Source organism: Novosphingobium sp. G106, assembly GCF_019075875.1.
Classification (GTDB): domain Bacteria; phylum Pseudomonadota; class Alphaproteobacteria; order Sphingomonadales; family Sphingomonadaceae; genus Novosphingobium.
In genome coordinates this window covers 1,908,585-1,931,853 of sequence record NZ_JAHOOZ010000001.1, presented here as the reverse complement: position 1 = coordinate 1,931,853, position 23,269 = coordinate 1,908,585, and the positions used below count along the sequence as shown (strand labels likewise).

At 64.2% G+C, this 23,269-nt stretch carries 20 protein-coding genes and 1 pseudogene; 14 read left to right on the top strand and 7 right to left on the bottom strand.

What is annotated here, in order from left to right:
• Position 1: 1 nt before the first annotated feature.
• The 3 genes from sucC (at position 2) to KRR38_RS09270 (ending at position 4,198) form a co-directional block, all read left to right on the top strand.
• The gene (sucC, locus tag KRR38_RS09280; protein ID WP_217400811.1) at positions 2–1,216 is read left to right on the top strand and encodes an ADP-forming succinate--CoA ligase subunit beta; all 1,215 of its coding nucleotides are present in this window, start codon (positions 2–4) and stop codon (positions 1,214–1,216) included.
• Positions 1,217–1,218: 2 nt separating this feature from the next.
• Complete coding sequence (gene sucD, locus KRR38_RS09275; protein ID WP_217400809.1) at positions 1,219–2,106, top strand: succinate--CoA ligase subunit alpha; 888 nt, start codon at positions 1,219–1,221, stop codon at positions 2,104–2,106.
• A gap of 67 nt (positions 2,107–2,173) precedes the next feature.
• The gene (locus tag KRR38_RS09270; RefSeq protein ID WP_217400807.1) at positions 2,174–4,198 is read left to right on the top strand and encodes a thiamine pyrophosphate-dependent enzyme; all 2,025 of its coding nucleotides are present in this window, start codon (positions 2,174–2,176) and stop codon (positions 4,196–4,198) included.
• 194 nt (positions 4,199–4,392) lie between these two features.
• Here KRR38_RS09270 and KRR38_RS09265 read toward each other — a convergent pair whose 3' ends face one another.
• Both KRR38_RS09265 and KRR38_RS09260 read right to left on the bottom strand, forming a co-directional pair.
• Positions 4,393–5,607, bottom strand: a complete 1,215-nt coding sequence (locus KRR38_RS09265; protein ID WP_217400806.1) for a cytochrome P450 — start codon at positions 5,605–5,607, stop codon at positions 4,393–4,395.
• Positions 5,608–5,672: 65 nt separating this feature from the next.
• Complete coding sequence (locus tag KRR38_RS09260) at positions 5,673–6,830, bottom strand: epoxide hydrolase family protein (RefSeq protein WP_217400804.1); 1,158 nt, start codon at positions 6,828–6,830, stop codon at positions 5,673–5,675.
• A gap of 185 nt (positions 6,831–7,015) precedes the next feature.
• Between KRR38_RS09260 and KRR38_RS09255 the strand changes: the two genes are divergently transcribed.
• Together KRR38_RS09255 and KRR38_RS09250 are read left to right on the top strand one after the other, a co-directional pair.
• On the top strand, positions 7,016–7,456 hold the full coding sequence (locus tag KRR38_RS09255; RefSeq protein WP_217400802.1) for a nuclear transport factor 2 family protein: 441 nt from the start codon (positions 7,016–7,018) through the stop codon (positions 7,454–7,456).
• A complete protein-coding gene (locus KRR38_RS09250) occupies positions 7,453–7,863 on the top strand; it encodes a VOC family protein (protein WP_217400800.1) in 411 nt (136 codons plus the stop codon). The genes KRR38_RS09255 and KRR38_RS09250 overlap by 4 nt, the downstream gene beginning before the upstream one ends.
• Positions 7,864–7,994: 131 nt before the next feature.
• Here the strand turns inward: KRR38_RS09250 and KRR38_RS35930 are convergent, their stop codons facing one another.
• Positions 7,995–9,617, bottom strand: a complete 1,623-nt coding sequence (locus KRR38_RS35930; protein ID WP_254515229.1) for an alpha/beta fold hydrolase — start codon at positions 9,615–9,617, stop codon at positions 7,995–7,997.
• Positions 9,618–10,118: 501 nt separating this feature from the next.
• On the opposite strand from KRR38_RS35930, the gene KRR38_RS09235 reads away from it, so the two are divergent.
• Genes KRR38_RS09235 through KRR38_RS09210 form a run of 6 tightly spaced genes read left to right on the top strand, consistent with a single transcriptional unit; the run spans position 10,119 to position 15,676 of the window.
• A complete protein-coding gene (locus KRR38_RS09235; protein WP_217400798.1) occupies positions 10,119–10,640 on the top strand; it encodes a hypothetical protein in 522 nt (173 codons plus the stop codon).
• Positions 10,641–10,649: 9 nt separating this feature from the next.
• Positions 10,650–11,444, top strand: coding sequence for a phytanoyl-CoA dioxygenase family protein (locus tag KRR38_RS09230; protein ID WP_217400796.1), 795 nt, complete (start codon positions 10,650–10,652; stop codon positions 11,442–11,444).
• A 2-nt stretch (positions 11,445–11,446) separates the two neighbouring features.
• Complete coding sequence (locus KRR38_RS09225) at positions 11,447–11,821, top strand: nuclear transport factor 2 family protein (RefSeq protein WP_217400794.1); 375 nt, start codon at positions 11,447–11,449, stop codon at positions 11,819–11,821.
• Between the two features lie 29 nt (positions 11,822–11,850).
• On the top strand, positions 11,851–12,756 hold the full coding sequence (locus KRR38_RS09220; protein ID WP_309141004.1) for an SDR family NAD(P)-dependent oxidoreductase: 906 nt from the start codon (positions 11,851–11,853) through the stop codon (positions 12,754–12,756).
• Positions 12,753–14,570: an NAD(P)/FAD-dependent oxidoreductase gene (locus KRR38_RS09215; protein WP_217400790.1), complete on the top strand. Its 1,818-nt coding sequence runs from the start codon at positions 12,753–12,755 to the stop codon at positions 14,568–14,570. The genes KRR38_RS09220 and KRR38_RS09215 overlap by 4 nt, the downstream gene beginning before the upstream one ends.
• Positions 14,567–15,676 (top strand): NAD-dependent epimerase/dehydratase family protein, encoded by a 1,110-nt coding sequence (locus tag KRR38_RS09210; protein WP_217400788.1) that lies wholly within the window; start codon positions 14,567–14,569, stop codon positions 15,674–15,676. The genes KRR38_RS09215 and KRR38_RS09210 overlap by 4 nt, the downstream gene beginning before the upstream one ends.
• A gap of 34 nt (positions 15,677–15,710) precedes the next feature.
• Here the strand turns inward: KRR38_RS09210 and KRR38_RS09205 are convergent, their stop codons facing one another.
• Together KRR38_RS09205 and KRR38_RS37720 are read right to left on the bottom strand one after the other, a co-directional pair.
• Entirely contained in the window at positions 15,711–16,091 is a 381-nt protein-coding gene (locus KRR38_RS09205) for an aldolase/citrate lyase family protein (protein ID WP_256449410.1), read from the bottom strand.
• 28 nt (positions 16,092–16,119) lie between these two features.
• Positions 16,120–16,458, bottom strand: a pseudogene (locus tag KRR38_RS37720) (aldolase/citrate lyase family protein); the annotation flags it as partial.
• 107 nt (positions 16,459–16,565) lie between these two features.
• Here KRR38_RS37720 and KRR38_RS09195 point away from each other — a divergent pair.
• The 3 genes from KRR38_RS09195 to KRR38_RS09185 all read left to right on the top strand — a co-directional run bounded on the left by KRR38_RS09195 (position 16,566) and on the right by KRR38_RS09185 (position 20,825).
• Positions 16,566–18,008, top strand: a complete 1,443-nt coding sequence (locus tag KRR38_RS09195; protein ID WP_217400783.1) for an FAD-binding oxidoreductase — start codon at positions 16,566–16,568, stop codon at positions 18,006–18,008.
• Positions 18,005–19,813 (top strand): acyclic terpene utilization AtuA family protein, encoded by a 1,809-nt coding sequence (locus KRR38_RS09190; RefSeq protein ID WP_217400782.1) that lies wholly within the window; start codon positions 18,005–18,007, stop codon positions 19,811–19,813. Before KRR38_RS09195 ends, KRR38_RS09190 begins: the two co-directional genes overlap by 4 nt.
• Positions 19,814–20,000: 187 nt before the next feature.
• Complete coding sequence (locus tag KRR38_RS09185) at positions 20,001–20,825, top strand: IclR family transcriptional regulator (RefSeq protein WP_217400780.1); 825 nt, start codon at positions 20,001–20,003, stop codon at positions 20,823–20,825.
• A 47-nt stretch (positions 20,826–20,872) separates the two neighbouring features.
• Here KRR38_RS09185 and KRR38_RS09180 read toward each other — a convergent pair whose 3' ends face one another.
• Positions 20,873–21,667: an SDR family NAD(P)-dependent oxidoreductase gene (locus tag KRR38_RS09180; RefSeq protein WP_217400778.1), complete on the bottom strand. Its 795-nt coding sequence runs from the start codon at positions 21,665–21,667 to the stop codon at positions 20,873–20,875.
• Positions 21,668–21,676: 9 nt separating this feature from the next.
• On the bottom strand, positions 21,677–22,894 hold the full coding sequence (locus tag KRR38_RS09175; protein WP_217400776.1) for an LLM class flavin-dependent oxidoreductase: 1,218 nt from the start codon (positions 22,892–22,894) through the stop codon (positions 21,677–21,679).
• Between the last annotated feature and the right edge of the window lie 375 nt (positions 22,895–23,269).

The window sequence follows — 23,269 nt, the reverse complement described above, 5'->3', positions numbered from 1 at the left end:
GATGAATATTCACGAGTATCAGGCCAAGGAACTGCTTGCGAAATTCGGCGTTGCGGTACCCGCGGGCTATCCCGCTCTGACCGTCGACGAGGCCGTTGCCGCTGCCGGCAAGTTGCCCGGGCCGCTCTATGTCGTGAAGGCGCAGATCCACGCCGGCGGCCGCGGCAAGGGCAAGTTCAAGGAACTGGGGCCCGACGCCAAGGGCGGTGTTCGCCTGTCGAAGACCCTCGACGAGGTCCGCACCAACGCCACCGACATGCTCGGCAAGACGCTGGTGACGATCCAGACGGGCGAGGCCGGCAAGCAGGTGGGCCGCCTCTACATCACCGACGGCGCCGACATCGCCAAGGAATACTACCTGTCGATGCTGGTCGACCGCGCGACGGGCCGCATCGCCATGATCGTCTCGACCGAAGGCGGCATGGACATCGAGGAGGTCGCGCACTCGACCCCCGAGAAGATCACCACGATCACGATCGACCCGGCCGAAGGCTTCCAGCCGCACCACGGCCGTGCCGTCGCTTTCGCGCTGAAGCTCAAGGGCGATCTCAACAAGCAGGCGCAGAAGGTCGCCTCGCAGCTTTATGACGCGTTCATTGCTACCGACATGGAAATGCTCGAGATCAATCCGCTGATCGAGACCGCCCCCGATTCTTCTGGCGCCGCCAAGATCCAGGTGCTCGACGCCAAGGTCAGCTTCGATGGCAACGCGCTGTTCCGCCACGCTGAGATCGCCGCGCTACGCGACGAAACCGAGGAAGACCCGGCCGAAGTCGAAGCCTCCAAGTACGACCTCGCCTACATCAAGCTCGATGGCGACATCGGCTGCATGGTCAACGGCGCCGGCCTCGCCATGGCGACGATGGACATCATCAAGCTCAACGGCATGTTCCCGGCCAACTTCCTCGACGTCGGCGGCGGCGCCACGACCGAGAAGGTGACGGCGGCGTTCAAGATCATTCTCGCCGACCCCGCGGTGAAGGGCATCCTCGTCAACATCTTCGGCGGCATCATGAAGTGCGACACGATCGCCGAAGGCATCGTCACCGCCGCCAAGGAAGTGAACCTGTCGGTGCCGCTGGTCGTTCGCCTCGAGGGCACCAATGTCGATCAGGGCAAGGCGATCCTGGCCAACTCGGGTCTGGCCATCGTTCCGGCCGACGATCTGGGCGACGCCGCCAAGAAGATCGTCGCCGAAGTGAAGAAGGCCGCCTGAAAATGTCCATTCTCGTCGACAAGAACACCAAGGTCATCACCCAGGGCATGACCGGCTCAACCGGCAGCTTCCACACCGAAGCCGCACTGGCCTATGGCACGCAGATGGTCGCGGGCGTGACCCCCGGCAAGGGCGGCCAGACGCACCTCAACCTGCCGCAGTATGACACCGTCGCCGAGGCCAAGGCCGCGACCGGCGCCACCGCGAGTTGCATCTACGTGCCGCCCGCCGGCGCCGCCGATGCGATCCTCGAGGCAATCGACGCCCAGATCGAGCTGATCGTCGCCATTACCGAGGGCATTCCCGTGCTCGACATGGTCCGCGTCAAGCGCGCGCTCTCGGGCTCGAAGTCGCGCCTGATCGGCCCGAACTGCCCCGGCGTCCTGACCCCCGGCGAGTGCAAGATCGGCATCATGCCCGGCTCCATCTTCTCGAAGGGCTCGGTCGGTGTCGTTTCGCGTTCGGGCACGCTGACCTATGAAGCCGTGTTCCAGACGACCAACGAAGGCTTGGGCCAAACCACCGCGGTCGGCATCGGCGGCGACCCGGTCAACGGCACCAACTTCATCGACGTGCTCGAGCTGTTCCTGGCCGACGACGCCACCAAGTCGATCATCATGATCGGCGAGATCGGCGGTTCGGCCGAGGAAGAAGCCGCGCAGTTCATCAAGGACGAAGCCAAGAAGGGCCGCCGCAAGCCGATGGTCGGCTTCATCGCCGGCCGCACGGCGCCTCCGGGCCGCCGCATGGGCCATGCCGGCGCGATCGTCTCGGGCGGCCAGGGCGGCGCCGAGGACAAGATCGCGGCGATGGAAGCCGCGGGCATCCGTGTTTCGCCGTCGCCGTCCGAACTCGGCACCACGCTCGCCGGGCTGCTCCGCGAGCTCTGATGGCGGGAAATCTGGCGGCGGGTGGGCTGTGTGCCGTCGCGCCTCACAATCGATCGGGAGTGACGTGATGCAACAAGGAAATCTTGGAATCGAGCCTGAAGTCCTCAAGGCGATCTACGGCCAGATGGCGCGCATCCGTGCGGTCGACAAGGCCGTCCAGGCCGGGCTTTCGTCGGGCAAGTTCATGTTCACCTACTGGCCGATGACCGGCCAGGAGTGCATTCCGGCGACGATCTCGCAGCTCACCACGAGCCGCGACTACATGATCACCACCTATCGCGGCATCCATGACCAGGTCGCCAAGGGCGTCGACCTGTACGGCATGTTCGCCGAAGCGCTCGGCCGCGAAGACGGCGTCAACAAGGGCAAGGGCGGTTCCCCGCACATCTCCGATCCTTCGTCGGGGTCGATGGTCACCACCGCGATCGTCGGCGCCGGTGCGCCGATCGCCAACGGCCTCGCCATCGCGGCCAAGGAGCGCGGCGAGGACCGCGTGACGATCGTCAACTTCGGCGACGGCGCGACCTCGATCGGTGCCGTGCACGAAGCGATGAACCTTGCCGGCGCCTGGAAGCTGCCGGTGATCTTCATGTGCCAGAACAACACCTGGGGCGAATACACGCGCATCCCGACCTATACCGCCAGCCCGAACTTCTTCGGCCGCGCCGAAGCGCTGGGCTTCAAGGGCGTCCAGCTCGACGGCAACGATCCCGCCGCCTTCTACAAGGGCATGAAGGAAGTCATCGACTACGTTCGTGAGGGCAAGGGCCCGGTCTTCGTCGAAGCCATGACCTATCGCCTCGGGCCGCACGCGGGCGTGGGTGACAACTACAACGCCACCAAGGACGAGCTCGCCGCGGGCAAGGAGCGCGCGCCCTACGAGAAGACCCGCGCGCTGCTGCTCGAGGCCGGCATTTCCAGTGAGGACGAGCTCACTGCGCTCGAGGCCGCTGCCAAGGCCGAAGTCGACGACGCGATCGCCCGTGCGCTGGAAAGCAAGGTCACGCCCGCGACCGAGACCTTGGTCGACGTCTTCGCCGATGTTGATTCGGTCCCGAAGCGCAGCCACTATCCGGTCCGCGAAGCCGAGGGCGAGTTTTCGGGTCCGACCGAGACGATGACCATGGCTCAGGCGATCCAGAGCGCCCAAAAGGCCGCAATGACGCAGAACCCGGAAGTCTTCCTTCTCGGTGAAGATGTCGGCGATCCTCACGGCGGCGCATTCGGCACCAACAAGGGCCTTGAGGAGGAATTTGGCGACCGCCGCGTCCGGGCGACCCCCATTGCCGAGCAGGCAATCATCGGCGCCGCAGTCGGCTCCTCGATCGCCGGCATGAACCCGATTGCCGAGATCATGTTTTCCGACTTCATGGGCGTCTGCCTCGACCAGATCGCCAATCACGCGGCCAAGCAGCGCTATATGTCGGGTTCGGCTACTCATGCCCCGATGACGATCCGCATGCAGCTTGGCGGCGGCATGGGCGGGTTCGGTGCCCAGCATTCGCAAAGCCTGGAGGCATGGCTCACACATACCCCTGGCATCAAAGTGGCCTTCCCGAGCAACCCGGTCGACGCGAAGGGCCTGTTGCTTTCGGCGATCAACGATCCCGATCCCGTCGTGATTCTGGAATCGATCATGCTTCTCTTCACCCAGAAGGATCAGGTTCCGATCGGCGACTATCGCATTCCCCTGGGCGTCGCGAAGGTGAAGCGCGAGGGTACCGACGTCACGTTGATCACCTACGGGTGGCAGGTTGGACAGTGCCTCGCTGCGGCGGAGGAACTGGCCAAGGAAGGCATCAACGCCGAAGTGATCGACCTGCGTTCGCTGGTGCCGATCGACTACCACCGCATCCTGCAGTCGGTGAAGAAGACCGGCCGCGCGGTCGTTGTCCATGCCGCGGTCGAGTTCTGCGGCATGGGCGCAGAGATCTGCTCGACGATCAACGAGGAGCTTTGGGACAAGCTCAAGGGCCCGGCTGTCCGACTTGGCGCCGAATATGCGCCCATCGCCTATTCGAAGATTATCGAGACCAACCAGGTTCCCCATGCGGCCTCCATTGCCGCCCGCGTCCGAGCTGTCGTCAAATAGGCGAGGGCGCCTCTGGCCTGCCGGAACGGGGCGCGGGCGAATAGTTCGCTGCGATCGCAAAAGCCTTTCGTAGCTAGCGGCAGGCGGGTTGAGCCGAACTCGCCGGCGATCTTGGGTGGGCGGCGTCACGCCTGTCCCTGCCGGATAGGTCTGTCGGGAAGGAGCCGCGCCGCGCGTGACTTGTCAGGTCCCTTTCAGCTCACCCAAGAAAGATGAAGGTGTTCCATACCGATCACCGAGCCGGCACGCGAAAGCGGCGCGGGAGCATCTGGATCCAGCCGAACGATGGGCATGCGCCGTGACCATTCCTCGAGCAGAAGGCGCATCTCCATGCGCGCCAGATGCTGACCCACGCATTTGTGAGGACCATTGCCCATGCTGTTGTGATGAACAGCGCCGCGTTTGAAATCCACCTCGTAGGGCTTTTCGTAGAGGCGGTCGTCGATGCTCGACAGGCTGTTCATGACCATGATCATGTCGCCGGCCTTCATGGATGCCCCCTTGCGCTCGACGTCCTGTCGCAGCAGCCGGCCCGTGTTCGATAGCCCATGGCGCCGTAGCAGTTCCTCGACGGCTGCCGGGATGATGGCGGGATCAGCTTTGAGCTGCGCTTGCAGTTCCGGGCGCTCGGCCAAGCGAAGCATGGAGAAACCCATCATCGCCGCGACCGTGTCGAGCCCCCCGAGGAACACGAGCTGCGCCATGCCAAGCAGTTCGCCGCGATGCTTGTACCGGGCATTGTCGCGCCACTGCGAGATGCCTGTAAAGACGTCCGTCCCTGGATGTTCGAGCCGTTCGTCGAGCAACTCGCCGAGATATTCGACCAAGGCCCTGTTCGCCTCGATGCGTTCCTCGGACGATGCCCTGACCGCGAAGCTACGTCCCCAGCGCAGGAAATCCTCGCGTCGGGCGTAAGGCAGATCGACGAAATCCCAGAATATCTTCAAGGGGGCGATCGTCGAAAACTCGGAAACGAACTCGCATCGGTCCTTTTGTTTCAAGTCCTCGATGAGCGAAACCACGACATTGCGCGCCTTGGCTTCGTAGTTCTCCTCGATGCGGCGTTTGGCGAAGTAGGGATTGAGGACAGCTCGATATCGCGTGTGGTCCGGCGGATTCTCGGTGATCGGCGGCATCGAGGGAAAGCTGCCCTTGGGAACATTCTTTTCTGCGTTGGAGAAAAGATCGTGCCTTTCCTGGATCCACTGAATGTCTTCGCCGCGGGTCGCTATCCAGTGTCCCCCATGGTGCGGCGTCCAACTGATATCAGGCCCTTCGTGGAGCCGTCCGAGCGCCGTGAACACGTCGCTGTCCTCGATACCGGCCGGGCGCAGATAATCGAAATCCACTACCAGAGCCGGGTCCACGTGCGGCGGAATGTCGGGCAACGGCGGGCCGCGTTCGGTCATGGCATCTTCTCCCTGGGACGGACTTCGATGACCCCTGCTTTTTGAAGCCGGGTGCCGAGCAGCATTCAGCGATAGTCGCGGCAAAATTCGCGCAAGTCGTCCAGAAACAGGCCCGGCTGTTCGAAGGCCGCAAAGTGGCCGCCTTTCGGTTGCTTGGTCCAGCGCACGATATTGTACATTTGCTCCGCCCATGCGCGGGGAATGGGACGAATTTCCGCCGGGAAGCGGGCGTGGGCGGTCGGCACGTCGATGCGCGGCCAACCCCCGGCCGGGGCACGGCCCGGGCCGATGGATTCGTAGTAGAGCCGCATCGCCGAATTGATCGTTCCCGTCACCCAGTAGAGCATGATATTTTCAAGCAGGTGGTCTTTGGAAAAGGACCGCTCGATGTCGCCGCCGCAATCGCTCCACGTCTTGAATTTCTCGACGATCCACGCCGCCAGGCCCGCGGGCGAATCCGTCAGGCCGTAGGCGAGCGATTGCGGCTTGGTGCCCTGGATCGCCTGGTATCCGCTCTCGTGCAGGTCATAGTTGCGCTTCCATTCCTGCTCGGCGATTTCCCCGTCGCTCAAGCCGGCCATCGGATTGGCGGGATCCGCCGGGCGACCGAGGATGAAATTGAGATGCAGCGCGATAACGCGCTCTGGATGGTCGATGGCCATCGCACCTGAGATTGCCGAGCCAAAATCGCCGCCTTGGACGACGTATCGGTCATATCCGAGCATTTCCATGATCTGCGTGTTCACCGCAGCTGCCTTCCCGATGTTGAATCCCTTGTTTCGCGTTGGACCTGAAAAACCGAATCCTGGGATCGACGGAGCGACGACATGAAAGGCATCGCGCCGGTCCCCGCCGTGGCTTGCTGGATCGGAAAGAGGCCCGAGGATATCGAGAAACTCGGCAATCGAACCGGGATAACCGTGAGTGATGATGAGGGGCAGGGCGTGGGGTTCGGGCGAGCGGATGTGATAGAAGTGGACGTTCTCGTCATTGATCTGAGTGGTGAACTGGGGAAAGCGGTTAAACCGCGCCTCGGCAGCGCGCCAATCGAACTCGTCGCGCCAGTAGGTGCACAGTTCGTCGAGATAGGTGAGTTCGGTACCGTAGTCCCAGCCGGCTCCCTCCAGCTGATCCGGCAGCCGCGTCCGTTGCAAGCGGGCTTTGAGGTCGGCGATGACCTCGTCGGATATGTGGCACTGGAATGGGGTGAGAAGTGAGGTCATCGTTATATCCCAATGTCACGTCGCCCCTCGGTTCGGCCCGAGAGCGACGCCCGATCTTTCGGCCCGACCAGAACGAGGACGCCGGCTTGTTTCGATTTGCATTACGACTATTGCATAAGTGGCGGGCACGCGAAACGCCGAAATGGCGCCGGGAAGCGGGCGCCGGACAGCAGCGAGGAATTGGCATGTCGGAAGACCGGTTGAACAGGATTGCAGACGAGCTGGCCATTCGCCAGGTTCTCGACGAGTACTGCCTTCGTCTTGCAATAAGCAGGTTCGAAGAATGGCTCGATCTCTTTACCGAAGACACGGTCTACGACGTGTTTCGCCAAAGTCTGCGCGGCCGTAAAGAGGTCGCCGCGATGCTGTCGCAGGCGCCGCATGGCGTGCATCTTCCTGGTGCCGCGCGGATCGATCTTCAGGGAGACCGGGCCGAAACCGTCCAGAGCTATCTGTTCATGCCGACCAACGACGATCGCTGGAACGCCGGCTGGTATCTCAGGACCTTGGTGCGAGCCGGAGGCGATTGGAAGATTGCCCACACCAAGGTGAAGATCGCCAGGACTGGCGATCTGGCGTCCGACGAGAAAGCACGAGGACTGGCGTTTCCGGTGTCGCTGGGATGAAGCAATCTGTCCTTTTGGGGATCGATTACGTCGCGATAACCGTTGCCGATGTCGAAGTTACCTGGGCCTTTTACGAGCGCCTTTTTGGAACCGAGATCATCAACGAATATGCTCCCGGCGGAAGGCCCGCGGTGCGGGTCTTCCTGCTGGGCGGCGGTGCAAGGCTCAGCGTTCATCAGGCGGGAAACGGCGTCGACCTGGTCGCGGCCTTGCCGACGCCGGGATCGGCGGACATCTGCTTTCGCTGGGGCGGCTCGATCAATGAGGCCCAGACCCATCTCGCGGGTCATGGCGTCGCCATTGTCGACGGACCGTCCCCGCGCCGAACTCTCGACGGCTTGCCTGCACATTCGGTCTATTTCCGCGACCCGGACGGCAATCTGATCGAGCTCATGGCCGCAAACTAAAGGCGATAGGGGCGCGGAAGCGGAAGCATGCGAACTTGTCCGCTCCGATGGGCGCATGCTCCCGGCAACCGTCTCCGCGAAATGCAGGAGCGGCCTCACCCGAAGCATCCGCCGGGTCAGGCCGCTCAAGATCAGATCTTGAAGAGCTTGGCGGCGGTGCCGCCGACGATCCTACGCACGTCCTCTTCGGCGACGCCGACGGTATCGCGGGCTATGACCGACAGCGAGTTGGGAAAGGTGGTTTCCGAATGCGGGAAATCGGAAGACCACATGACATTCCTGCCGCCGGGCAGATTGCAGTTGAGGAAGCCCATCCGGTCATTGATGAATGAGCCATAGATGTTGTGATCCATGTAATAGCTCGGTGGGTTTGCAAGCTTGCTTTCGGTCCAGAAGCGCTGCTTCTCCCATGTCCGGTCCATGTATTCGGCCATCCATGGTATCCAGCCCACGCCGCTCTCGATGATCGCCCAGCGCATTTTGGGGAAGCGCCCAAACAGGTTGCCATAGATCGCCATGGCAACGGGTTCCGCCATCGCCACCTTCGTCATGACGAGATCCGCCAGGAAATTGTCCTTGTCGCCGAAACGCGCCATGCGGCCGCCAAGGTGAAAGGTAACCGTGACGTCGAGGTTCTGGATTTCCGCCCAAAGCGGTTCGAATTCCGGATGCCAATAGGCCTTGCTGCTGCTCGGATCGCCTGAGAGCGCGGCGCCCTGGGCCATCTGGATCGTACCGACTTTGGCGCTGGTGCTCACCCCGTCCGCGGCTTGCGGAAAAGCTGGAATGTTCACCGTGCGATGACCAAGCGCTACGGCCTCGCGCAGCAGGCCAATGGTTTCATCGAGGGAAACGGAAGTGAAGGAGTTCGCGGTCAGGCCGATGGGCTCTCCGGTCTCGCTCAGCGTGGTGATGATGGTCACGCCCGTGGCAAAGCAGCCGAGCGCATCGCGCAGCACTCGCGGCTCCGATCCGCCGATATATTCCAGCGGCCGCAGAGGCGTATGACGTTCCAGGAAATCGAGCAGGACCGCGTCGAACAGGTCTTCCCGCTCCGCCGCGAGGAAATGACCCGCGCCTTCGATTTCCGCGAGTTCCGCGCCCGGGATGAGCGCCTGCAAGCGCTGCAGGTCCTGGTTCGAAATCGTCGCGTTGAGCGCGCCGCGCATCAGCACGACGGCGGCGGCGATACGCGAGGCTGCTTCGCTGAGCCTGTCCTGCTGCACAAAGAGGTCGGAGCCCTCCAGCGCCTTGGGATCGCCACGCCACGCGAGGCGTCCATCGCCGCGTTGGTCAAAAGATGCCAGCAGGCGCTTCACGCCCGGTGCCGGCTCGCCAGGGTGCGCAGCCGACACGGCATCGGCAATCTGTTCGGGCAGCTGCGCGCCCATGGTTCGTTCGAGCAGCGCGGCGTGAAGCCGTTCGAGAACGCCTTCCTCGAACCAGATGTTGATATCGACGAGCGCCAGTCCCGATACGAGGTGGGGAGCGCTTTCGCCTACCGCGGCCAGCGCGATGATCGCGCCAAGCCCGGCTCCCACCACGACGGCGCGGCTTGGCAGGCTGGCGAGGATTGCGCGCAGGTCCTGAATGTAGGCGTCCAGATCGTAGCGGCCGTCGGCGGCATGACCGCTCTCGCCATGACCGCGAAGGTCGACGCAGATGGCATGGCGACCTGCCTGGGCAAGGGCCTGGGCCGATCCATGCCAGAACTCTTTCTTGTCTGGCCTCCCGAGTGGAGAAGCAGGACGCAGGGCGCTTCCTGCGATCCGAACGCATCCCCCGCCAGCGCAAGGCCGCCGAACCCTTCGAATATCAGCTTTTCCATCGCAGCGCTTTCATCTCTCACCCGGCCGCTACCGTTTAGCAATTTTATGCATCAGGTGCATTGAAATAAATAGATCGCCGGGCCTTTGCCGGATGATGACGGACGGACCTGTGTCGTGGAGGAGCAGCATCGAACGCCAGGGCTCACGGGAGACGAGTGATCTGGTCCCCCCCCCTTTCCAACGAATTGGCCTAAAGTTGCAGATAGATGGGTCGCGGGCCAGATGCCGATGCGCCGGCGCGCCGCTTCACCTGGGCGGTGTCCTATTTGAGCCGTGGCGGGCACCCCGTCCGGGGGAGCCGGGGGAGCCGGGGGGGGGCTGCCGAGCAGGCGATGGCTTTCTGTCGCCGCGCAAAGAACGATATTGCCGCGTTGCATTTCAATAGGTGGCTGACTACTGTCACGCCCTTCTGAGAGGAATGGTCTGATGGCAAAGAGCGAAGCCGCGGTGTCCGGGGGTTTTACGATCTTTCGCGGCGCGGATGCACCCGGACTCGTCGAAGCCGGCTGCATGGAAATGGCGCCGATGAGCGACGTCCAGCGCGCCGGAATGCGCAAGCTCGTCGAGGCAGGCTACCTAGAGGGGGACGACGTGCGCATCCTCGTCGACCTGCCGGGTTTCAGCCTGGCCCATGCGTGGCTCAAGAACGGCTATCCGCTGACCCTTCACAGTCACGACTCGGATTGTCTCTACTATGTGATCTCGGGCAACCTCAGGATCGGCACGGAAGAACTCGGCCCGCGCGACAGTTTCTTCGTGCCCAAGGATGTGCCCTATACCTACCGTCCAGGGTCCAACGGCGTCGAGGTTCTCGAGTTTCGTCACGCCGGCACGTTTGGCTTCCTCAATCTCTCGAAGGGGGAAGCGTTCTACGCCAAGGCAGCAGAGACCGTTGCTGCGAACCTGGCGGACTGGAAGGTCGCAAAACGTCCGTCGCTGAACGTCTGAGCCGCCCGTATGGCAACGACATTCCAGACCGCCCCGAGCCCGACCACGAGCCTCGAGCAGGGTCTGGCGGATCTCGCCAGTCACGGAGGCTGCGTGATCGCCGAAGCGCTTGATCCCGCGCTCCTTTCGGAAATCCGGACGGCTGTCTACCGCGCGGCGCAGAACGACCAGAAATACAAGTGGGGGGACACCTACCAGTACGGCAACGACGACGGGATCAACCAGCGCATCTGGAACCTGCCGAGCCGCGACCCGGTCTTCTGCCATCTCGCCGAGCTTCCGCTCGTCCTGGAGATCGTCAAGGCGGCGCTCGGGTGGCCAGCGCTGCTCTCCAGCATGGCAGCAAACATCACCGGTCCGGGCGGATCGAGCATGGTAATCCATGCCGACCAGGGCGTGCTCCCCGAACCCTGGGGCTGGGATCGACCGATGGTTCTCAACATCGGCTTCTGCATCGACGACTTCACGGTGACGAACGGCGCGACCCGAGTTGCGTTCGGTAGCCACCGGCACAACCGCCAGCCGAAAGCCGGCGATCCCATGGATTTGGTGTCGGTGGAAGTTCCAGCCGGTTCGGCCGTCGTGCTCGATGGGCGGACCTGGCATACGAGCGGCGAAAATCGGGGCACCAGCCGCCGCGCCGGGATCTTCAGCGTCTACACGCTGCCGACGTTCATGCCGCAGGAGAACTGGTTCCTTTCGCTGAACCCGGCCGTGCGCCAGTTCGGGTCAGAAACCCTGCAGACTCTGCTGGGCTTCCGGCCTCAGGTCATGGGCAGGGTCAACGGAAGGGAAACACTCTGAACATGAGCGATATCAACCCGCTCGACCGGGTGTTCGAGCATCTCGCTGCCGGCGAGATTGCCGCCGCGCTGGAGTGGCTCGCACCAGACGCCCAGATCTGGCATAATTTCGATCGCATAGCGCATGACCGCGAGGGCTCCGAGCGTGAATGGAAGGCGTTCGTCGCCAACTTTCCGGAACGGACTTTCACCGACGTGCGTAGCCAGGCAACTACCAATGGCTTCGTTCGCCAGCACGTAATGACCGTGCGTACTGCCGGCGGAAAGCAATTGTCCTGGGAAGTCTGCGTCGTCGTCGTCATGGACGGCGGCCAAATCCGGCGCCTCGATGAGTACATCGACCGCGCCGCCAGTTTCAGCCTGGAATCTGAGCGGTAATGCTATCCTTTGCAGGCAGGGTCGCTGCCGTGACGGGCGCAGGCGCCGGTCTTGGCCGGGCCTATGCGCTCGAGCTGGCGCGCCGCGGCGCCTGCGTGGTGGTCAACGATATTGGCGGCGATGCGGCGGACGAGGTCGCCGCCCAAATCACCTCGTCAGGAGGCTATGCTGTCGCCAACTCCGACAGCGTGGCTACGCGGGCGGGCGGCAGAGCCATTGTCGATCGGGCGATCGCAGAATTCGGCAAGATCGATATCCTCATCAGCAATGCGGGAATCCTGCGCCAGGCGCGCTTCGATGAGATGAGCGAGAACGACATCGACGATGTCATCGATGTGCATCTCAAAGGCGCCTTCCATGCAGGTCAGCCCGCCTTCGCCGCGATGAAGCAGCAAGGCTACGGCCGCCTGCTGTTTACCGCCTCGTCGTCGGGCCTGTTCGGTCATCCCTGGCAAGCTAGCTACGCAGCCGCCAAGGCCGGCATCGTCGGGCTGGCCAATGCGGTCGCTCTCGAAGGCAAGGATCACGGCGTGCTGTGCAATGTCATCGCCCCCAACGCGCGCACCCGCATGGCGGACGGAGTGGACTTTGCCTGGAGAAACGAAGTGAAGGAGGTCGGCGCGGCGCTTGGCAAGCTGATCGCCTTGCCGGCGGGCGGGGGCGAGCGGCTCGATCCCGACTGGACCGTGCCGCTCGCGATGTATCTCGTCAGCGAGGACTGCGCGGCGACGCACGGCACATATTCGGCCTGCAGCGGGCGCTACGCTCGCGTCGCGATCGCCGTGGCAGACGGGTGGCTCGCGCCAGTGCTCCCGAGCGCGGAGCACATCGCCGATCACTGGCCGCAGATCTGCGATGCGGATGCGGTTATAGAACCCATGAGCGTCTACGATGAAGCCCTCGCCGTGCGTGAAATGCTGGCGAGATTGGCATGAGCGACAAGCTCGAACCGCTCAACCAAGCCCGCGGCATCGATCCCGCCGCATTACGCGCAAGATACCGCGCCGAGCGCGACAGGCGTCTGCGCCCGGAAGGGTTGGGGCAGTTCGTCCGGATCGACCGCGCCCATCATCATCGTTACGAGCGGGACCCGGCCGATGATACAGGTCCCGCAAGGGCTCCGCTGAGCGACGAGGTCGATATCGCGATCATCGGCGCGGGCTTCGGTGGTCTTCTGCTTGGCGCCGCACTGCGCAAGGCGGGCCTGGAGGGTTTGCGCTTCATCGACCGCGCCGGCGATTTTGGCGGCGTATGGTACTGGAACCGATACCCGGGTGCGGCTTGCGACACCGAAGCGCCGATCTACCTGCCGCTCCTCGAGGAGCTGGGCGTGCTGCCTCCTCGCAAGTACGCCACAGGGCCTGAGATTTTCGCGCATTGCCAGTTGATCGCAGATCGGTTCGACCTTCACCGCGACGCCTGTTTCCACACCGACGTGACGGACATCGCCTGGGACGAGACCGCCGGTTTCTGGACTATCCGCACCGATCGCGGCGACGCGATGCGGGCCCGTTTCGTCGTCGTTTCGGCCGGCGTCATGGATCGGCCGAAGCTGGCCGACTTGCCGGGTCTGGGCGACTTTGGCGGCCATTCCTTCCACACCAGCCGCTGGGACTATGCCTACACGGGCGGCTCTCCCGAGGGAGGGCTCGCGGGTCTTACCGACAAGGTCGTCGGGATCATCGGGACGGGGGCGACGGCGGTCCAATGCATTCCGCATCTCGGCGCAGCGGCAAAGCATCTCTATGTGTTCCAGCGCACGCCTTCCTCGATCGACAGGCGCGACGACCGCGCGCTCGATCCTGGGGAATTCGAGGGCCTGGAAGCGGGCTGGCAGCAAAAGCGGATGGAGAACTTCACGGCCCTGGTGGGCGGCGCCCTTCTCGAGGAGGATCTGGTGGGAGATGGCTGGACCTCGATCCCGCGCAACATGCGAAGTCTCCTCGTCCAGGCTCGTGATCTCGGCCTGGAGATCGCCAATCCCTATGAAGTCGCGCCGCTCGCCGATCTCTTGAAGATGGAAGAGATCCGCCAGAGGGTCGAGAAGGTCGTCGGCGACCCTGCGACGGCGGAAGCGCTCAAACCCTGGTACGACCGCTTTTGCAAGCGGCCCTGTTTCCACGACGGCTACCTGCCGACCTTCAACCGCCCCAACGTGACGCTGGTCGACACGCGGGGAGAGGGGGTCGAGCGGATCACCGCGCGTGGGCCAGTCGCGAACGGCCGCGAATTTCCGGTCGACTGCCTGATCTACAGCACGGGCTACGATGCGAGCAGTCCCTTCGCCAAGCGTATCAGTTTCGCCATCGCGGGGCGGGGCGGGCTGACCTTGAAGGACAAGTGGGCCAATGGCGCGCAGACTTTCCATGGCTACGCGACGCACGGGTTTCCCAACCTCTTCATCATGTCGCACGTGCAGACGGGCCTCTCGCTCAACTTCCCGCACATGATCGGCGAGCAGGCGCGCCATATCGCCCACATCCTGGCGCAAGCGCGGGAGCGGGGCGCGGCTAGGATCGAGGCATCGAGGGCGGCCGAGGAAGCCTGGGTCGCCGAGATCGACCGGGCAGCCGTCCCGGTTGTCGAGGCTTTGCGCGAATGCACGCCGAGCTACTTCAATCACGAAGGCGATGTCAGCCGCCTCAATGCCCGCAACAGCGCCTATGGCGGCGGCCCTCTCGCTTTTTACGAGATCATCGCAGCCTGGCGCGCGGCGGGAGGCCTTGCCGGGCTCGAGTTGACGCAATGAGCTCCGAGCGATCTCACCTGCTGGTCGCGGGGGCGAGCGGCGTCATCGGCAGTGCCGCAACCGAGCATTTCGCGCAGATGTCAGGGTGGCGGGTGACCGCACTGTCGCGGCGGCGCCCGGTCGTGGACCCTGGCTGCGATTTCGATCATGCGGCCGTCGATCTAGGCGATGCGGCGGCCTGCGCCACCCTCGTGGATAGGCTGCCGCCGGTCACCCATCTCATCTACGCGGCGGTTTCCGAAGCCCCGGACCTCGCACCGGGGTGGCGCGATCCCGAGCGTATGGCCCAGAACGATGCGATGTTCGCGAACCTGCTGACTCCGCTACTGGGCAGGGGAAGCCTTGAGCACGTCTCTCTGCTGCAAGGCGCCAAGGCATACGGCGCGCATGTCCATCCCGTCACCGTGCCGCTGCGCGAGGAAAGCCCGCGCGATCCCCATGCCAATTTCTACTGGCTGCACGAGGACCGGCTTCGCGCGGCAGCTGCGAGGGACGGGTTCGGCTTCACGATTTTCAGGCCGCAGATCCTGCTGGGCTGGGCACCGGGAGCGGCGATGAACCCCGTGGCTGCGATCGGCGCCTATGCAGCGCTCTGCCGCGAACTTGGCCTTCCATTTGTTTTGCCGGCGAGCGGCAATGCGCTTTGGGAAATGGTCGATGCCGGCTTGCTTGCCCAAGCGATGGCCTGGGCGGCGCGGACGCCCGCTGCCGCCGGCGAGATCTTCAATATCACCAATGGCGATACTTTCGTCTTGCGCCACGCCTGGCCGGACCTCGCGCGCCGATGCGGGCTGGGCGAGGAGGGGCCAGCGCCTAGCGCCTTTCGCGCGTTTTTCGCAGCGCATGAGAGCCAGGCGGCCTGGCAAGCGATCGCCAGACGGCATGACCTTGCCGAGCATTCGCTGGCGGCCTTGCTGGGCCAGTCCGACGTCTATCTCGATCTGCTGGGCAGCCGGCAGATCGCTGAAAAGGCGAGCCCAGTGCTGCTGAGCACGATCAAGCTGCGCCAGGCCGGCTTTGACAGATGCCGCGACAGCTTGGAATCGCTCCTGCTGCAGCTGGAGCGCATGATCGCGCTTCGCCTCCTGCCGCCCATCTTCGCCTAGCCCAACCGGCCGGGCTCGTGCGGCCGGAGCGACCTCAGATCGTCCATTCCCTCGCCCGGGCGACTTCGGCCGCCGCGCCGCGGCGCAAGAAGCCCGCGTCGCTCCCCAGAATGAGAAAGTGGACGCCGCGAGCGCGCAGCGCTTCGGCGTTCTGTGGCCCCAGGCTCGCCGCGCCACAGATGACGCCGTGCCTGATGCAGGCCTCGGCGATATCGGCGATCGCATCCAGGACCTCGTCGGGTGTCGTCATGGCGGGACCGAACCCCATCGAGATCGAAAGGTCCAAGGGTCCGATGAAAAGGCCGTCGACACCGGGTGTCGCGGCGATGGCATCGAGGTTGCCGAGCGCGCTGCGCGTCTCGATCATGACGAGGCAGAGCGGCTCGCCTCGGGGTGCTTCCCCCCGCAGCGGCATAGCCGCGCACCTGGCCATAGGAGCGGATCCCCGCGGGCGGATAGCGAACCGCCTGCGCCGCCTGCGCGGCTTCCTCTGCCGTCGATACCATTGGAACGACGACGCCTGCGGCACCGAGGTCCAATGCCCTCATGATGAGCGCGGCGTCGTTCCATGTGACGCGCACGAGCGCAGGCGTTCCGCCAAGCGCCGCCGCCTGCAGCAAGGGCAGCATGTTGGCTTCGTTCACGCCGCCATGCTGGCCATCGAGGATCAGCCAGTCGAAGCCCGCACGCGCCATCAACTCGGCAGACAGGCTGTCGCCGATCGTGATCCAGCTGCCGTAGCTCTCGCGGCCTTGCGCCGCTGCCCGTGTCTCATCGTTCATATGTCGAGGTCCGCTTTTTGGCCGGTCGCCATCGCTAAATGATAAAATGCACTTTGCGAATAACATTTTCATTGCCTTGATCTGCCTGCCGGATCAGACCGGCGCCGATGAGCGAAAGTTTTGGGAAAAACCTGGCCGCGATCGTCGGTGAAGCCTTCGTCGAGGAGGGCGAGGGCATCGACGAGCGCTATCGCACGGCGATCGGCGTCAAGCGTCGGGCGACGCCCGGATGGCTGGCGAGGCCTGCCGATACCGGGGAGGTCGCCGCCGTCGTGCGGCTTTGCGGCGCTGCTGTCGTTCCGATCACGGTGGTCGGCGGCCAGACCGGCACCTGCGGGGGCGCGCTTCCCTCGGACGGGGGCCTCGCGCTTTCGCTCGAGCGCATGAACCGCATTGTCGAGATCGACAGGCTGTCGATGACGATGACGCTCGAGGCCGGCTGTATCCTTCAGCGCGCGCAGGAAGCCGCCGAGCAGCAAGGCGCCTTATTGCCCCTCGATCTTGGTGCGCGCGGTTCAGCCGTCATCGGCGGCGTCATCGGCACCAACGCTGGCGGTAATCGCGTGCTTCGCTGGGGCATGATGCGCGACATGGTGCTCGGCCTCGAGGCCGTGCTGGCCGATGGAACCGTTGTCTCTTCGCTCGGCAAAATGATCAAGGACAACGCGGGCTATGCCTGGAAGCACCTGCTGATCGGTAGCGAGGGAACTCTGGGGATCGTCACCCGCGCCGTGCTGAGGCTGCGCCCGCTGCCAACGACGCGCCAGACGGCGCTGGTCGCCGCGTCGTCCTTCGAGAATGCCATAGCTGTGCTCCGCCAGCTCGAGATCGCGCTGTCGGGTCAGCTTTCCTCGTTCGAGATCATGTGGGAGGACTTCTACCGCATCCATACCGAAGCGCAGTTGCCCCAGCGCCCGCGCCCGATGCCGCTCGGCCATCCGGTCTACGCCCTTATCGAGGCGATGGGCGGCAACCAGGAGGCCGATCGGGATCACTTCGAGGCGGCCCTGTCGTCGCTCGTCGCCGAAGGGCTCATCGCCGATGCCGTCGTCGCGCAATCGGCGCGCGAGTGCGATGCCTTGTGGGCCGTGCGCGAAGACCTCGGACCAGGCTATGCGCCGCTGCGGCCTTTCGCCGCCTACGATGTCTCGATGGGAATCGCCGACATGCCCGCATTCGTCGATGACGCGCGCGCCGGTGTCCTGGCGTGCTATCCCGAGGCGAAAGTTCTCTTCTATGGTCATGCCGGCGACGGCAATCTGCACGTGCTCGTCAGCACCGGGTCGATGGACGATGTCACAGCGCAGGCTCTGAACGACGCGATCTACGGCGCGGTGCGCGGGGTTGGCGGATCGATCGCTGCCGAACACGGCATCGGCACGACCAGGGCCGCCTACCTTGGCTGGACGCGCTCGCCGAGCGAGCTCGCACTGATGCGGACGATCAGGCTCGCGCTCGATCCCAAGGGCATTCTCAATCCTGGCAAGCTGTTCGAGCCGGCCGAACTGAACGAGCCATTCCGCAGCACGGGCCAGGAGCGCGAAAGATGAACACAGCAGGCAAGGTCGTTCGCATAGGAGGCGGGACGGCCTTCTTTGACGATAGCTTCTACGGCCATCCGGCGCTCATCGCCGCGGGCGTCGACTACGTGGTCTATGACTATCTCGCCGAACTGACGATGGCGTCGCTCGCAAGCAACAGCGCCGCCAATCCCGGTGGGTTCAGCCCGAACTTCCTGCGCGATATCGAGGCCTACCTTCCGGGCATTCTCCAGTCGGGTGCGAAGATCGTTACCAACTGGGGCGGCCTCAATCCGCAAGGCGCCGCCTGCGCCCTCCAGGCCATGCTGGACCGCCTTGCTCTTTCCGCGCGGATCGGCGTTGTCGAAGGGGACGACCTGCGCCCCCGGCTCGGCCAATTGCGATCGAGAGGGATCCGCGACATGTTCAGCGGAGCGCCGCTTCCCGAACATCAGATCTCCAGCGCCAACGCCTATTTCGGAGGCTTCCCCATCGCAGCCGCTCTCGCGGCCGGTGCGGACATCGTGCTGACCGGCCGGGTCGTCGACAGCGCGCTGTCGCTCGGACCGTTGATCCACGAGTTCGGCTGGACACCTGCCGACTACGATCGTCTCGCGGCCGGCACCCTTGTCGGCCACCTGATGGAATGCAGCACGCAGGTGACCGGCGGCACCTTTACGGACTGGGAGGACATTCCCGATCCATCCGATATCGGCAATCCCATAGCCGAATGCCGCGCCGACGGGACTTTCGTCGTGACCAAGCCGGAAGGCACCGGCGGTCTCGTTTCGATCGGGACGGTTGCCGAGCAGATGGTCTACGAGGTCAGCGACCCGCAGGCCTATTTCGTGCCGGACGCGGTCTGCGACTTCAGCGGCGTCTCGCTGTGCCAGGACGGGCCCGATCGCGTGCTCGTGGAAGGTGTCAGGGGCTATCCGCCCACCGACACTTACAAGGTCTGCGCAACCTATGCGGATGGCTGGCGCGCGCAGGTCTATCAACCGATCGTCGGCATGGGGGCTGCGGCAAAGGCGCGGCGCCAGGCCGAGCTCCTGTTCGCCCGTTCCAATCGCATATTGCGCGATCGCAACGCGCCGCCCCTGCGAGCAGCGCATGTGGAAGTGATCGGCGCGGAAACGAGCTATGGACCCCGTTCGCGTGCGCAGGACGCCCGCGAGGTCGTAGCGATGATGTCGGTCGATCACGACGATCTTGCCGGCGTCGAAGTGTTCCTCAAGGAACAGGTCTGCGCGATCTCGGCCATGGCGCCAGGCACAGCCATAGGCCTCGCCGGTAACCTCGGCCGGGGCGCGAGGCCGTTGATGCACATCTTCAGCTTCCTGCTGCCCAAGGTGGAGTTCACGCCCCGCGTCACGGTCGGCGGCCGAGAGCTTTTTCCTGGGGCGCAGGCGGACCAGACATTCGCGGCGGCCATGATCGCACGGCCAGGCGAACCTCCAGTCCCCTCCGACCGGGAAGCGGAAGCGACTGTCCCATTGGTGAAGCTCGCCTGGGCGCGCAGCGGCGACAAGGGCAATCTTTTCAACGCCGGCGTCATCGCGCGCAATCCGGCGTACTATCCCTACATCTGTGCAGCGCTGAGCGCTGAGGCAGTCGCCGAGTGGTTTGCGCACCTCGTCGATGATCCCAAACATGCCAGGGTCGACCGCTACCTGATGCCGGGCCCGCGCGCGCTCAACTTCGTCGTGCACGATTCTCTTGGCGGAGGCGGAAGCCTCTGCGCGCGCATCGATCCCCTGGCCAAAGCAATGGCGCAGATTCTGCTGGAGTTTCCGGTGTCCGTGTCCTCCCAGATGAAGGCAAGCCTTGGATGAAGCTGACGCAGGATAGGGACACTCAGCTCCGCTCCTCGGCCTGGGCTGGCCGGGCGGGAAGTCGCGGGCCGGGCAAAGCGGAACCCCCGCGCCAGCTCGGCGCCTCGGGGGCGGGGGAAATGTATCGTGGTCGATCCGGGCGGCCGGGCGGCGCGGTCGCGCTGACGCTGACGAGGAGTGCTAATCCATGAGCCTCATAGGAACCAGTTCGATCCGGGGACCCAATTCGGTCGTAAAGGTGAAGCACCCCAGCGAAAGGCGGAGCATGTCGCGTTCGGCGACGCGCGCGCTCGACGTGCTGGAGTATTTCGGCGCCGAGCGCCGGCCGCTCAGGGCCATCGAGATCAGCAAAGTGCTGGGCATGAATCCCTCGACGGCCAACCAGCTTCTCAAGACGATGGTGGATTCCGGCCATCTCGTCTTCGACGCACAGTGCAAGACCTATCTGCCATCGCCCAGGCTCACCGAATTCAGCGGCTGGATCGCACAGACCTATGGGGCGGGCGGTCTGCTTCGCAAGCTCATCGGCGCAATCCAGCAGCAGACGGGCCTCGTCGTCACGGTAACCACGCCCAACGACCTCTTCATGCAGATCATCGATTCCGCCATCCCCGAAGGCAAGACGGCCTCCCGGGGCCTGCGCGTCTCATTGCTGGGTTCGGCGATCGGCAGCGCCTATCTCTCGATGCTGGATGACGCTGGCGTTTCCCGCCTTGCCAACCGGGCGCGCGTTCCCGACACCCAGCTGAAGGCCCTGCTCGAAGGGGTGGCCCGGATCCGTGAGGACGGATTTGCCGATGGGCCGAGCACCGACGGGGAGGTCTGGTCGATCGCCATGCCATTGCCCATGTCCGGACTGCGGGTTCCCACGGTCCTGGGCATCGCGGGATCGCCCGAGGAGATTCGGCCTCGATGCGGCGAACTGGTCGCGATCATGCAAGAATCCGTGACGAGGCTGCTGGGCGGCCCGGTCTGCGAGGAACCTCCCGGCGGCGCACACGCAGGCCCCTGATCGCGCCGTCAGGGCCGTGCTCCGGCTACGCTTCTTGCGCGTGATCTTCAAAGCGGAGTAAGCGGTCTCGCGCTGAAGTCCCCGAACGCCGTCGCCCCGCCGTCGACCGCCAGGGTCTGCCCCGTCACATAGGGCGAAAGGTCGGAGAGGAAGAAGGCGGCCGCTTTCGCGATGTCCTCGACGCTGCCGCGGCGCTGCATCGGTACGAGCGCCATGATCTCGCGCTCGCGCGCGGCGTCTCCTGCTGGAATGCGCGGGGTGACGATGCCGCCCGGCGCCACGCAGTTGACCCTTATGCCGTGCTCGGACCATTCCGACGCCATCGATTTGACGAGATTGATGAGGCCGGCCTTCGCGGCGCCGTAAGCCGCGTGGTTACGAGCAGAGCGAATGCCATCGACCGATGCGACGGCGACCATGGTCCCAGGCGCACCGCGTTTGATGAGGCCTCGCGCTACCTCGCGGGCCGCGATGAAGAAGTATCGCAGGTTACGCTCGTGGTCGCGGTCCCAAACCTCGGCGGTCATGTCCACGATCGGGCTCCACCCTGCCATGCCTACCACGGACACCATGCCGTCAAGCGGACCTTGCTCGCGCTCGACAAGAGCAATGGCGGCAACGAGGGACTGCTCGTCCGTCACGTCCGCGGCCACAGGGAAGGCTGCCTTCGCCCCTTCGCCGAGACTGGCCGCCACCCGCTCGGCCCGTTCCAGTTCGAGATCGAGTATGGCTACCTTGGCACCGAGTTCATAGAGGAGGCGCGCCGCGGCCTCGCCCATTCCCTGGCCGCCACCGATGACCAGGACGTGCTTATCGGCCAGGCCGAAGAGTGCATTGCTCATGACGTTCTCTCAGTCGGGGAAGTGATCGAGCTTCACGTCTTCCGCCCAAAGGGCTTCGGTGTCGGTCCGGTGCTCGGCCTTGCGGATTTGCTCCTCCAGGCCTTGCGCGAGGCGGACCGCGCCGCGCCGCTTCAGCTCCGGAATGACCTTGGTGCCCAGCAGCTCGATCGAGCGCATGACCGCTTCGTGCGGCAGGTAGCCGAAGTTCAGGTAGCAAAGCAGCTGGTCGACCCCGGCCTCCTCGTAGCGCATCAGCTTTTCGAGAACCTCGTCGGGCGTTCCGACGATGACCATGTCTTCGCGGTCGAACTCGGTGATGTCGAATTCACCGCGTGCTCGCGATTCCAGCAGCGGAAAGGCGGCTGCCTGCTGCTCGGGAGTGAGATGCGCCAGTTCCCACTTGAGGTGGAATTCGGCGATCCCCTTGTACCACCACCACATCGACTCCCAGACGCGGTCCGTATCGAAATTGTCGCGCGTGTCGGTGCAGTGGACGAGTGTGTAGACGCCGACCTTGTTCGTCTGAACCGCCGTCAAGGGCACGGCAGTCTTCTGGGCATCGCGATAGGCGTCGATCACCTCCTTGAGCTTGTCGAGCGGCTGCATGATCGAGAAGCACAGGAGACCCAGGCCGTTCTCCCCGGCCATAGCCGCGCTGCCTGCGGTCGCCGCGGCCATCCAGGCGGGCGGATGTGGATACTGGTAGGGTTTGGGCGTGACCATCCGCTTGGGGAAGTCGAGATACTCCGAGTGCTCCTCGTAATATTCCTCCCGCCACATGCCGACGACCGTGCGGGCGGCGGCCTTCATCTTCTCCTTGCTCGCGGGTATGTCGACGCCGAACGCGATCTGCTCCATTGGCGTCGAGCGGCCCATGCCCCAGATAGCGCGGCCACGAGACAGCAGGTCGACGGTCGCGACCTTCTCGGCGACGCGCGCGGGATGGGTGAACTCGTGCGGCATAAGAGCGACGCCGAAGCCCAGCTTGATTCGCTCGGTAATCTGCGAAAGCGCGCCCAGCACGACTTCGTTGCTCGGCATGTGGCTGCGGTTCTCGCGGAAGTGGTGCTCGACCAGCCAGACTGCCTCGAAGCCCAATTTGTCGGCAAGCACGATCTGCTCGATGTTCTCGCGGTAGACCCGGCGTTCTTCAGTTCGCTGGCCCCACGGATGCTCGCCGGCCCAAGGCTGCGGTACGTCGAATTCGTAGAGTAAACCAAGTTCCATGGTGAATTCCTGATCTTACAAGTTGCTGAAGCTGGTCTAGTGTTCTCTGGCTCCCCGGAGCAATCAAAAGTGGCGATCGACGCTCAAATCCATGATTACGCATGTTGATCTGCGTATATACGGATTTGGTCTGAGGCGCTTACTGGGCAAAGCGCGCCATCATCTCCTGAAAAGTCTCGGCTTTTGAACCGCGAAGCGATCCAAATTTGCAAGCCCATGGATCCTGCTTGCTGGCCAAGTGAAACGTTTCTGCGACACTGTTTTGCCGCAGCAGGCTGCAAGCCGCAGATTGGTCGCAGCCTGCCGGGATGCAGCTATCCAGCATGCAAGGCTTGCCTGTGGGGCTTACATGTGAGGCTGGCATGCTAGGCTGGC

Excerpts from the sequence above, each read along its gene's own strand:
- KRR38_RS09175 (WP_217400776.1), bottom strand. The coding sequence starts at position 22,894 with ATGGAACTTGGTTTACTCTACGAATTCGACGTACCGCAGCCTTGGGCC.
- KRR38_RS09190 (WP_217400782.1), top strand. The coding sequence starts at position 18,005 with ATGAACACAGCAGGCAAGGTCGTTCGCATAGGAGGCGGGACGGCCTTC.
- KRR38_RS09270 (WP_217400807.1), top strand. The coding sequence starts at position 2,174 with ATGCAACAAGGAAATCTTGGAATCGAGCCTGAAGTCCTCAAGGCGATC.
- KRR38_RS09255 (WP_217400802.1), top strand. The coding sequence starts at position 7,016 with ATGTCGGAAGACCGGTTGAACAGGATTGCAGACGAGCTGGCCATTCGC.
- KRR38_RS09225 (WP_217400794.1), top strand. The coding sequence starts at position 11,447 with ATGAGCGATATCAACCCGCTCGACCGGGTGTTCGAGCATCTCGCTGCC.
- KRR38_RS09205 (WP_256449410.1), bottom strand. The coding sequence starts at position 16,091 with ATGCCGCTGCGGGGGGAAGCACCCCGAGGCGAGCCGCTCTGCCTCGTC.
- KRR38_RS09195 (WP_217400783.1), top strand. The coding sequence starts at position 16,566 with ATGAGCGAAAGTTTTGGGAAAAACCTGGCCGCGATCGTCGGTGAAGCC.
- sucD (WP_217400809.1), top strand. The coding sequence starts at position 1,219 with ATGTCCATTCTCGTCGACAAGAACACCAAGGTCATCACCCAGGGCATG.
- KRR38_RS09235 (WP_217400798.1), top strand. The coding sequence starts at position 10,119 with ATGGCAAAGAGCGAAGCCGCGGTGTCCGGGGGTTTTACGATCTTTCGC.
- KRR38_RS09265 (WP_217400806.1), bottom strand. The coding sequence starts at position 5,607 with ATGACCGAACGCGGCCCGCCGTTGCCCGACATTCCGCCGCACGTGGAC.
- KRR38_RS09180 (WP_217400778.1), bottom strand. The coding sequence starts at position 21,667 with ATGAGCAATGCACTCTTCGGCCTGGCCGATAAGCACGTCCTGGTCATC.
- KRR38_RS09210 (WP_217400788.1), top strand. The coding sequence starts at position 14,567 with ATGAGCTCCGAGCGATCTCACCTGCTGGTCGCGGGGGCGAGCGGCGTC.
- sucC (WP_217400811.1), top strand. The coding sequence starts at position 2 with ATGAATATTCACGAGTATCAGGCCAAGGAACTGCTTGCGAAATTCGGC.
- KRR38_RS09185 (WP_217400780.1), top strand. The coding sequence starts at position 20,001 with ATGAGCCTCATAGGAACCAGTTCGATCCGGGGACCCAATTCGGTCGTA.
- KRR38_RS09260 (WP_217400804.1), bottom strand. The coding sequence starts at position 6,830 with ATGACCTCACTTCTCACCCCATTCCAGTGCCACATATCCGACGAGGTC.
- KRR38_RS09250 (WP_217400800.1), top strand. The coding sequence starts at position 7,453 with ATGAAGCAATCTGTCCTTTTGGGGATCGATTACGTCGCGATAACCGTT.
- KRR38_RS09215 (WP_217400790.1), top strand. The coding sequence starts at position 12,753 with ATGAGCGACAAGCTCGAACCGCTCAACCAAGCCCGCGGCATCGATCCC.
- KRR38_RS09230 (WP_217400796.1), top strand. The coding sequence starts at position 10,650 with ATGGCAACGACATTCCAGACCGCCCCGAGCCCGACCACGAGCCTCGAG.